Source organism: Micromonospora sp. NPDC049139 (assembly GCF_055586845.1).
This window is the reverse complement of the sequence record NZ_JBVJHK010000039.1, coordinates 18,214-28,335: the sequence shown is the minus strand read 5'-3', so window position 1 is coordinate 28,335 and position 10,122 is coordinate 18,214. Positions and strand designations below refer to the sequence as shown.

Here is a 10,122-nt window from a genome sequence, read left to right as displayed (position 1 = left end):
GGCAAAATAGTGGCGGCCGAGCGTGGGGCGTGGATTTGCTTCCAGGACGAGGCAGGTCACACGCTTCGGCCGTCCAAGGCCCGGACCTGGGCGCCTCGCGGCCGGACCCCAGTGGTCGCGGTGTCCGGCAAGGGTTCTGGCCGTATCTCCGTGGCGGGGCTGGTCTGCGTCAAGCCCGGACAACGCACACGCCTGCTGTACCGGGTCAAGGTCCACCGTCCCCGCAAGGGCGAGCGGCGCAGCTTCGCCGAGACCGACTACATCGCCCTGCTCGATGCCGCTCACCAGTATCTCAAAGCGCCGATCGTGCTGATCTGGGACAACCTCAACACCCACATCAGCGCCGCTATGCGCGAACTCGTCGCGAACCGCGACTGGCTCCACGTGATCCAGCTACCCGCCTACGCCCCTGACCTCAACCCCACCGAAGGCGTCTGGTCCCACGTCAAACGCAGCCTCGGCAACCTCGCCGTGACCAGCGTCGACCACCTCGCCGCCGTGGTGAAGAACCGGCTCAAGCGCATCCAGTACCGCCCCGACCTCCTGACCAGCTTCCTCACCCACACCGGCCTGCCCCTCGACCCAGAACCGCCGTAACCCTGACCTTTCAACCTTTGTAGCGGTTCACGCCAGGCTGCGGCGAACCTACGGATAAACGTCCAACACCCGTCACGGTCGCTCGGCGCCTCAGACTCGGCTACCGGATCGAAGATCCCCACCGCGCGCCTAGGCAACAGGTTTCATAGGTTGAAGCGGAAACTGAGACAGGCGGTCGCGTGACCTGCGGCGACGTAGCCAGCGCGTGAAGATCGCTCTGAAGATCTACTCGCACGCCAACCTTGACGTCATGCGGCAAGCCCTCGGCAAGCTCGACGGACGGCTCTCGTGAACCCGGTTGCTGTCACCGTTGCTGTCATCGGCCGAATCTCTGATCTTCGGGCCGGCATCGGTCCTGGTGGTGTTGGGTGGGCGCGGCAGGTTTCGAACCTGCGACCCCTCGCTTGTAAGGCGAGTGCTCTCCCACTGAGCTACGCGCCCGGAACGCCCGTACGGCGGGCCGGAGGCTGGCAAGCTTACCCTGCCACCCGCCGGCCCGGTCGTACGGTGTGCCCGGTTGGTCAGGCCGCGACGGCCTCCGCCAGGGCCTTGCGCCAGCCCTGCTGGTCACGGGCCTCGCCCGGCATGTTCATCTCGGCGAAGCGCACCACGCCCGCCTTGTCGATGACGAAGGTGCCCCGGTTGGCGATGCCGGCGACGTCGTTGAAGACGCCGTACGCCTGGGCGACCGCGCCGTGCGGCCAGAAGTCGGCCAGCAGCGGGAACTGGTAGCCCTCCCGGTCGGCCCAGATCTTGTGGGCGTAGACCGAGTCGACGCTGACGGTGAGCACCTGGACGTCGTCGTTGACGTACTCGTTGAGGTTGTCCCGCACCTCGCACAGCTCACCCTGGCAGATGCCGGTGAAGGCGAGCGGGTAGAAGACCAGCAGCACGGTCCGCTTGCCGCGGAAGTCCGAGAGCCGGACCTCCTGGTTGTTCTGGTCCTTGAGCACGAAGTCCGGCGCCTCGGCGCCAACCTCGATCGGCATGCGAACTCCTCAGGATGGGGGTCGGATGGGCACCAGCCTGCCACACCCGGCGGCGCCGCCGGGTGCCACAGAGGCGCCTACTTCTTGCCCTTGGCCCCGCGCCGCAGGACGAGGCGGGCGCCGCTCCAGTCCCGGCCGGCGTTGACGGTCGAGGTCTGCTGGAGGCCGGCGGTGGGCGCGGACTCGGCGATCTCGCTCGGCTCGACGTGCCCCTCGCGCCCGGCCTTGGGCGTGAGCAGCCACACGACACCGTTGTCGGCCAGCGGGCCGAGGGCGTCGACGAGGAGCTCGAAGAGATCACCGTCGCCGTCGCGGTACCAGACCAGCACCGCGTCGACCACCTCGTCGGTGTCCTCGTCGACCAGCTCTCCACAGCGGTCGGTCAGGGCGTCCCGGAGATCCTGGTCGACGTCGTCGTCGTACCCCATCTCCATGACGACCATCCCCGGCTCGATCCCGAACCGGTCCGCCAGGCTGCGTACCCCGTCGGCGGCCTGACCAGCGGTCGCGCTCACTGTCGCGTGCCTCCTCATCTCATCCCTGCTGGCGACGTCGTGCGACGCCGTCAGGCAAGTCCACACAGTTGTGACTCCCCGCGCAAGTGGCGCACCGGGTGGAACGGAATTTACCGTGCCAGCAGCGTACGGGCACCCTGGGTAATTGCTTCCTCGGAGACCAGAACCTGACGCGCCGCCGGACCTAATGGTACAAACGAGTCAACTCCGGCCACTCGGCGCGCCGCCCCGACATACCCGGCGTCGACCAGGGCGGCGATCACCCCCTCGCCCACCCCGCCGGACCGGCGCGTCTCGTCCACCACCAGCACACGGCCGGTCGCGGCGGCCTCCCGGATGATGTCCGCCACCGGCAGCGGGGCGAGCCAGCGCAGATCCACCACCCGGGCGCCGATCCCCTCGTCGGCGAGGGTCGCCGCCGCACGCAGCGACATCCGCACCCCGTTACCGAACGTGATGATCGTGACGTCCTCGGCGGAGCCGACCCCGTAGACCCGGGCCCGCCCGATCGGCACATGCCCGCCGGTCCACGCGCCCGGCTCGGCATAGGGGGCCAGCCACTCGCCGTCGCCGTCAGCGTAGAGGTCGCGGGTGTGGTAGAGCGCGATCGGCTCCAGGAAGACGCAGACGCTGCCGTCCACCGCCGCGCTGGCCAGGCAGGTGCGCAACATGGGCGCGGCGTCGTCCGGCCGCGCCGGCACCGCGATCACCAGGCCCGGCACGTCCCGGAGTACGGCCACCGAGTTGTCGTTGTGGAAGTGCCCGCCGAAGCCCTCCTGGTACGCCAGCCCGGCCACCCGCACCACCATCGGGTTGCGGAACGCCCCCTGCGAGAAGAACTGCATGGTCGCCGCCTCGCCGCGCACCTGGTCCTCGGCATTGTGCAGGTACGCCAGGTACTGGATCTCGGGCACGGGCAGCATCCCGGCCAGCCCGGCGCCGAGCCCGAGCCCGAGGATCGAGGTCTCGTCGAGCAGGGTGTCGAAGACCCGGGCCGCGCCGAACCGGTCCCGCAGCCCCTTGGTCACCCCGTACACGCCGCCCTTGGCCCCGACGTCCTCGCCGAACACGGCCATCTGCGGGTGGTCGAGCATCCCGTCGGCGAGCGCGGCGTTGATGCTCTGCGCCAGGGTCAGCGGGCCGGTCAGCTCGGGCGGCTTGCCGCCGAACGCCTCCGCCCGCGCCCCGGCGCCGGGGCCGCTGGCCCGGGCCGCCGCGTCCGCCACCGCGCGGGCGACCCGCACCGGCCGGCGGGGGGCCAGCGGCGCCACCACCTCGGCCGGGGCAGCGAGCTTCGGCTCGTCCAGCACCTCCTCGGCGATCCGGCGCACCTGCCAGCCGATCTGGTCGTAGCGGGCCAGCAGCTCGTCGCCGGACGCGAAGCCCGCCTCGACCAGCAGCCGCGCGGTGCCGACCAGCGGGTCCCGGTCGAGGTCGGCGGCGATCTCGTCGGCGCCGCGATACGCGGTCTCGGCGTCCGCGCCGGCGTGCCCCATCAGCCGCACCGTCGACAGGTGCAGCACGGCCGGGCGCCGGTGCCGGCGGACCCAGGCCGCCGCCTCGGCCGCCACCTCGTACGCCCGCACGAGGTCGCCGCCGTCGGCCGCGAAGTAGCGGATGCCCGGCCTTGACCGCAGCGCGGTCTCCACCCACCCCTTCGGCGAGCGGACGCTGATGCCGAGGCCGTTGTCCTCGCAGACGAAGAGCACCGGGATGCGCAGGCCGGTGTGGTCGTACCAGCCGGCGGTGTTGAACGCGGCGGTGGCGCTGGCGTGGTTGACCGAGGCGTCGCCGAACGAGCAGACCACGATGGCGTCGGGCGGCCAGGGGGCGTGCGCCGCTCCACCGCCGCTGCCGACCCGCACCCCCTCCCCGGCGCGCCGGCCGGCCGTGTCCAGCCGGCGCAGGCGTTCCACGGCCAGCCCCATCCCGACGGCGCGGGGCAGGTGCGAGGCGATGGTGGAGGTGGTCGGGACGACGGCCAGGTCGGCGCGGCCGAAGACCTTGTGCCGCCCGCCGGCGACCGGTTCCCGGCTGGAGGCGACCATCCCCCGCAGCACGTCGCGGGCCGCCTCGGCGTACCCCGGGGGGAGCGGCCGGTCCGCGGCGGCCCCGGCGGTCGGCGACGCGTCGGCCGGCTCCTCCGGGCCGGGCCCGGCCGCGCGGCTGGCGTCGTCGTCCGGGGGTGCCGGGTCGGCGTCGGTGGGCGGGTCGGGCCGGTCGGCCGGGTCGGGTCGGGCGGCGGCGGCCTGACCGGCGCGGACGCAGTAGAAGGCGCCCGAGCGGTAGTGCAGCAGCGCCGGGTCGGTGGCGCGCAGGGCGGCGGCGACCGCGGCGTTCGCCTCGTGGCCGGCGGAGCCGATCGTGTAGAACCCCTCGCCGAAGCTGCGCAGCCAGCGCCCCGCCAGGTCGAGCTGGCGGCTGGTCACCTGGGCGTCGAAGAGGTCCAGCACCCGGGCGCCGGTGAGCGTCGCGCCGTCGGTGACCGGCCGCGCCGGGTCACGCGGCTGGTGCGGGGCGGCCAGCGCGGCCAGCGCCTCCCGGAACCGGTCGTCGAGATCTTGCGGGGTGGTCACGTCGGACAGCATTACCGACGAGCGCCCGACTCGCCCACCCGGACACGAACGACGCGGGACGGTTCAGGCGTCGCCGCACGACTCGGGGCAGCCGCCGTCGGAGACCTTCCACACCAGCTCGCGCAGGCTCGCCAGCTCGTCGACGGTGAGCCCGGCGAGCAGTCGGGAGTCCGACATGACCTGCCGCACCCGGGCCCGCACCCGCCGGCCCTCGTCGGTGACCACCAGCGTCTTCTGCCGCCGGTCCGCCTGGTCGGTCCGCCGCTCGACCAGCCCGGCCTGCTCCAGCTTGTCGACCAGGGCGGTCACGTTGGAGCGGTCGCAGCCGAGGACCGTGGCGAGGTCCCGGGCCGGCAGCGGCCGGTCGGGGTCGAGCTCGTGCAGCGCCCGGGCGGCGGCGGGGGTGAGCCCCAGCGCGGCGACCTCCACGTCCTGGTGGTGCCGCATCGCGGAGGCGACGTGCATGATCCGGCGCACCACGTCGCCGGCCAGCTCGGGGCGGTCGCCCGGAGCGGGTCGAGTGGAGAGGTCGGTGTGCTGCGCCATGCCTCACATCCTACTTGCGGTTCAATAGTTGAGTAGCTCTACTATCGACCAGCTCACGCAAATCGCGATGGGCACCCGACGGAGGAGTTCCCGCATGTCCGACCTCTCGGTCCTCGCCATCTCCGGCAGCCTGCGCGACGCGTCGTTCAACACGGCGCTGATCCGGGCCGCGCAGCGCCTCGCCCCCGAGGGCATGACCATCCAGCGGTACGAGCACCTCGGCGCCATCCCGCCTTTCAGCGAGGACGTCGAGCCCGAGCCGCCCGCGCCCGTGGTGGACCTGCGGGAGCGGATCGCGGCGGCGGACGCGCTGCTCATCGCCACCCCGGAGTACAACTACGGCGTGCCGGGCGTGCTCAAGAACGCGCTCGACTGGGCGTCCCGGCCGAGCTTCCCGATCACCTCGTGGGTGTCGCCCCTGGCGCACAAGCCGGTGGCCATCATGGGCGCGGCACCGACCGGCATGGGCACCGTACGGGCCCAGCTCCAGCTCCGGCAGCTCTTCCTCTGGACCGACTCGGCCGTGCTGAGCAAGCCGGAGATCATCGTGACGAACGCGCACGAGAAGCTGGCCCTCGACGGCACCGTCAAGGACGAGACCACCGAGGCGCTGCTCCGCGGCCTGCTCGACGCGCTGGTCACCCGCGTCCGCGTCACCCCACTCGCCACCGCCGCCTGACCGGCGACACGGAAGGCCCGCCCGGCACCGCCCCCGCCCCCGATGCGGGGCGGGGACGGTCAGCCGGGGAGGAAGGAGAACCGGACGCTCCGGGTGGGGTTGTCGCCGTTGGGGTCGACCAGGCAGAGCGACTGCCAGGTGCCCAGCGCCAACCGCCCGTCGACCACGGGCAGCGTCGCGTACGGGGGGACGAACGCCGGCAGCACGTGGTCACGCCCGTGGCCGGGCGAGCCGTGCCGGTGCCGCCAGCGGTCGTCCGTGGGCAGCAGGTCGTCGAGCGCGGTGAGCAGGTCGTCGTCGGAGCCCGAGCCGGTCTCGATGAGCGCCAGCCCGGCCGTGGCGTGCGGCACGAAGACGTGCAGCAGGCCGTCGCCCTGACCGGCGGCGAACCGCTCGGCCTCCGCCGTGATGTCCCGGACGGCCGGCCGGGACCCGGTCTGGACCGTGATCACCTCACTGCGCATACGACGCATTCTGCCCGAGGGGGTGACCAACCGCCGCCCGAGTCCCCGCCACCGGACCGGACATGGACGGACGGATCGACTGGTGGATCGCCGGTCGCAGAAAGTTACTGGCGGGTACCTGTGTTCAGCGTCGCGTCTCGGGGCGGTGGGCGTGACGGCGGGTGCCACCAGGGGGCAGGATGACGCTAGAGACCTATCCCACACAGAACCGAGGGAACGCCTGTGGCTACGGAACGCAAGCGCCCGGTGATCACCGCTGGTCTGCCGAGCCAGCTTCCGGACATCGACCCTGAAGAGACCAGCGAATGGGTCGAGTCGCTCGATGGTGTCATCGACGAGCGCGGAACCAAGCGCGCCCGCTATGTCATGCTGCGCCTGCTGGAGCGGGCCCGCGAGCGCCAGGTCGGGGTGCCGTCGCTGACCACCACCGACTACATCAACACCATCCCCCCGGAGCGCGAGCCGTGGTTCCCGGGTGACGAGCACGTGGAGCGGCGGATCCGGGCGTACGTCCGGTGGAACGCGGCCATGCTCGTGCACCGGGCGCAGCGCCCCGAGATCGGCGTCGGCGGGCACATCTCCACCTTCGCCAGCTCCGCCTCCCTCTACGAGGTGGGCTTCAACCACTTCTTCCGGGGCAAGAACCACCCGGGCGGCGGCGACCACATCTTCTACCAGGGCCACGCCTCCCCCGGCATGTACGCGCGGGCGTTCCTCGAGGGGCGGCTGACCGAGCACCAGCTCGACGGCTTCCGCCAGGAGCTGTCCCACCCGGGTGGCGGCCTGCCGTCGTACCCGCACCCGCGGCTGATGCCGGACTTCTGGGAGTTCCCCACGGTCTCCATGGGCCTCGGCGGGCTGAACGCGATCTACCAGGCGCGGTTCAACCGCTACCTGCACCACCGGGGCATCAAGGACACCTCGGACCAGCACGTATGGGCGTACCTGGGCGACGGCGAGATGGACGAGCCGGAGACGCTCGGCGCGATCGGCGTGGCCGCCCGCGAGGAGCTGGACAACCTCACCTTCGTGATCAACTGCAACCTCCAGCGGCTCGACGGGCCGGTGCGGGGCAACGGCAAGGTCATGCAGGAGCTGGAGGCGTTCTTCCGGGGCGCCGGCTGGAACGTCATCAAGGTGGTCTGGGGCCGCGAGTGGGACCCGCTGCTGGCGGCGGACACCGACGGCGCGCTGGTCAACCTGATGAACACCACGCCCGACGGCGACTACCAGACCTACAAGGCGGAGTCCGGGGCGTACGTCCGGGAGCACTTCTTCGGCCGCGACCCGCGGACCCGCAAGATGGTCGAGGACCTCAGCGACGACGAGATCTGGAACCTCAAGCGGGGCGGGCACGACTACCGCAAGCTCTACGCGGCCTACAAGGCGGCGATGGAGCACACCGGCCAGCCGACCGTGATCCTGGCCAAGACGATCAAGGGCTGGACGCTGGGCTCGCACTTCGAGGCCCGCAACGCCACGCACCAGATGAAGAAGCTGACGCTGGAGGACCTGAAGACCTTCCGCGACCGGCTCTACCTGGACATCCCGGACAAGGTGCTGGAGGACAACCCCTACCTCCCGCCGTACTACAACCCGGGCGAGAAGTCCGACGAGATCGCCTACCTCAAGGAGCGGCGCCAGCAGCTCGGCGGCTACCTGCCGTCCCGGCGGCCGGGGAGCAAGCGGCTGGCCATCCCGGGCCCGGAGCGCTTCGCCGACGTCAAGCGCGGCTCGGGCAAGCAGAAGGTGGCCACCACGATGGCCTTCGTCCGCCTGCTCAAGGACGTGATGAAGGACAAGGAGTTCGGCAAGCGCTGGGTGCCGATCGTCCCGGACGAGGCGCGCACCTTCGGCATGGACTCGCTCTTCCCGACGCAGAAGATCTACTCGCCGCACGGCCAGCGCTACACCTCCGTCGACCGGGAGCTGTTCCTGTCGTACAAGGAGGCCATCGGCGGGCAGATCCTGCACGAGGGCATCAACGAGGCCGGCTCGGTCGCCTCGTTCACCGCGGCGGGCTCGTCGTACGCGACGCACGACGAGCCGATGATCCCGATGTACATCTTCTACTCGATGTTCGGGTTCCAGCGCACCGCCGACGGGCTGTGGGCCGCCGCCGACCAGATGGCCCGGGGCTTCCTGCTCGGCGCCACCGCCGGCCGCACCACGCTCAACGGTGAGGGGCTCCAGCACGAGGACGGCCACTCGCACCTGATCGCCGCCACCAACCCGGCGGTGGTCGCGTACGACCCGGCGTTCGCCTTCGAGATCGCGCACATCCTCGAAAACGGCCTGCACCGGATGTACGGCGACGCCCAGGAGAACGTCTTCTACTACCTGACGGTCTACAACGAGCCGATCCTGCAGCCGGCCGAGCCGGCGGGCGTGGACGTCGAGGGGATCCTCAAGGGCATCTACCGCTACGCTCCGGCCCCCCAGGTCGACGGCCCGAAGGCGAACATCCTGGCCTCCGGCACGGGCATGCAGTGGGCGCTCAAGGCGCAGCAGTTGCTCGCCCAGGACTGGGGCGTGGCCGCCGACGTCTGGTCGGTGACCTCCTGGACGGAGCTGCGCCGCGACGCGGTGGAGTGCGAGGAGCACAACCTGCTCAACCCGGGCGCGGAGCAGCGGGTGCCGTACGTGGCGCGGAAGCTGGCCGACGCCGACGGGCCGAAGGTCGCGGTCAGCGACTGGATGCGCGCGGTGCCGGACCTGATCGCCCGCTGGGTGCCCGGGGACTACACCTCGCTCGGCACGGACGGGTTCGGCATGTCCGACACCCGGCACGCCCTGCGCCGGCACTTCCACGTCGACGCCGAGTCCGTGGCGGTGGCGACGCTGCGGCAGCTCGCCCTGCGCGGCGTGGTGCCGGCTAACGTCCCCGCCGAGGCGGCCAAGAAGTACGCCATCGAGGACGTCAACGCCGCCCCGGTCGGCGAGACCGGCGGCGACAGCTAGGTCGCGCCCCGGACTGGCGGGTGCGGGCCCGGCACGGTGGACACCGTGTCGGGCCCTTCGTCGTACGCGGCGGTCAGCCCTCCGCGAGGGTCGCGGCGGTGGCCCGCAGCCGGTCGCCGGCGCCGGTCAGCACCGGCTCGCCGTGCCCGAAACAGGCCACGTCGGAGTCGAGCGCGGCGAGCCGACGGAACGCCGCGGCGGTGCGGGCCCGGTCGAGGTGGAACACCCCGAAGATGACCTCACCGCCGTACTCGGCGGCCACGTCGCCGGTGAACAGGATGCGGTGGCGGGGCAGGTAAACCGCGATGCTGCCGTCGGTGTGCCCGGGCACGGCGAGCACCTGCGCGCCGTCGCCGAAGTCCAGCACGTCGCCGTCGGAGACCTCCCGGTCCACCCGCACCGGCGGGGCCGGCGGGAGCCCGGCGGCGACCTGGGCGTGCAGGCCGCGTTCGAAGTCGGTGAAGTTGGGCGGCGGGCCGGGCCGCTCGCCGCGCAGCACCGGCGCCTCCCGGGCGTGCGCGACGACCTCCACGCCACCCCACGCGGCCACCTCCGCCGCCGCCCCGGCATGGTCGTCATGGAAGTGGGTGAGCACCAGTCGGCGCAGGTCGGTCGGGGCGAGGCCGAGGCCGCGCAGGGCCGCCTCGATCGCCGGCCCGGACCCGGCGGGACCGGCGTCGACGAGGGTCGCGCCGTCGTCGTCGGCCCAGAGGTAGGCCTGGTAGCGGCCGAGGGGGATCCGGTGCAGGCGGGGACGGAGCCGTTCGCTGCTCATCCTCCCAGCGTAGGCAGCGG

9 protein-coding genes and 1 tRNA gene are annotated in these 10,122 nt (G+C 72.0%); 3 read left to right on the top strand and 7 right to left on the bottom strand.

The features are described 5' to 3' along the window. The coding region (locus ACZ6Q9_RS33265; RefSeq protein ID WP_396831224.1) for an IS630 family transposase at window positions 1–597 on the top strand (597 nt) is incomplete at its 5' end. A 369-nt stretch (window positions 598–966) separates the two neighbouring features. Here ACZ6Q9_RS33265 and ACZ6Q9_RS33260 read toward each other — a convergent pair. From ACZ6Q9_RS33260 to ACZ6Q9_RS33240, 5 genes are all read right to left on the bottom strand, one after another. Next, a tRNA-Val gene (locus ACZ6Q9_RS33260) sits at window positions 967–1,038 on the bottom strand. 80 nt (window positions 1,039–1,118) lie between these two features. Next, window positions 1,119–1,586, bottom strand: a complete 468-nt coding sequence (locus ACZ6Q9_RS33255; RefSeq protein WP_091104391.1) for a peroxiredoxin — start codon at window positions 1,584–1,586, stop codon at window positions 1,119–1,121. Between the two features lie 77 nt (window positions 1,587–1,663). After that, complete coding sequence (locus ACZ6Q9_RS33250; RefSeq protein WP_357450928.1) at window positions 1,664–2,101, bottom strand: DUF3052 domain-containing protein; 438 nt, start codon at window positions 2,099–2,101, stop codon at window positions 1,664–1,666. Window positions 2,102–2,211: 110 nt separating this feature from the next. Next, the gene (locus ACZ6Q9_RS33245) at window positions 2,212–4,689 is read right to left on the bottom strand and encodes a transketolase C-terminal domain-containing protein (RefSeq protein ID WP_393460525.1); all 2,478 of its coding nucleotides are present in this window, start codon (window positions 4,687–4,689) and stop codon (window positions 2,212–2,214) included. A 51-nt stretch (window positions 4,690–4,740) separates the two neighbouring features. Further along, window positions 4,741–5,223, bottom strand: a complete 483-nt coding sequence (locus ACZ6Q9_RS33240) for a MarR family winged helix-turn-helix transcriptional regulator (RefSeq protein ID WP_393263127.1) — start codon at window positions 5,221–5,223, stop codon at window positions 4,741–4,743. A 94-nt stretch (window positions 5,224–5,317) separates the two neighbouring features. Between ACZ6Q9_RS33240 and ACZ6Q9_RS33235 the strand changes: the two genes are divergently transcribed. Next, window positions 5,318–5,902 (top strand): NADPH-dependent FMN reductase, encoded by a 585-nt coding sequence (locus ACZ6Q9_RS33235; protein WP_396831227.1) that lies wholly within the window; start codon window positions 5,318–5,320, stop codon window positions 5,900–5,902. Between the two features lie 59 nt (window positions 5,903–5,961). Here ACZ6Q9_RS33235 and ACZ6Q9_RS33230 read toward each other — a convergent pair whose 3' ends face one another. Next, a complete protein-coding gene (locus ACZ6Q9_RS33230) occupies window positions 5,962–6,366 on the bottom strand; it encodes a YjbQ family protein (RefSeq protein ID WP_396831229.1) in 405 nt (134 codons plus the stop codon). A gap of 222 nt (window positions 6,367–6,588) precedes the next feature. Here ACZ6Q9_RS33230 and aceE point away from each other — a divergent pair, with 222 nt between their 5' ends. After that, window positions 6,589–9,327, top strand: coding sequence for a pyruvate dehydrogenase (acetyl-transferring), homodimeric type (gene aceE / locus ACZ6Q9_RS33225; RefSeq protein ID WP_393263133.1), 2,739 nt, complete (start codon window positions 6,589–6,591; stop codon window positions 9,325–9,327). 73 nt (window positions 9,328–9,400) lie between these two features. Here the strand turns inward: aceE and ACZ6Q9_RS33220 are convergent, their stop codons facing one another. Then, window positions 9,401–10,102: an MBL fold metallo-hydrolase gene (locus tag ACZ6Q9_RS33220; RefSeq protein ID WP_393263135.1), complete on the bottom strand. Its 702-nt coding sequence runs from the start codon at window positions 10,100–10,102 to the stop codon at window positions 9,401–9,403. Window positions 10,103–10,122 lie beyond the last annotated feature (20 nt).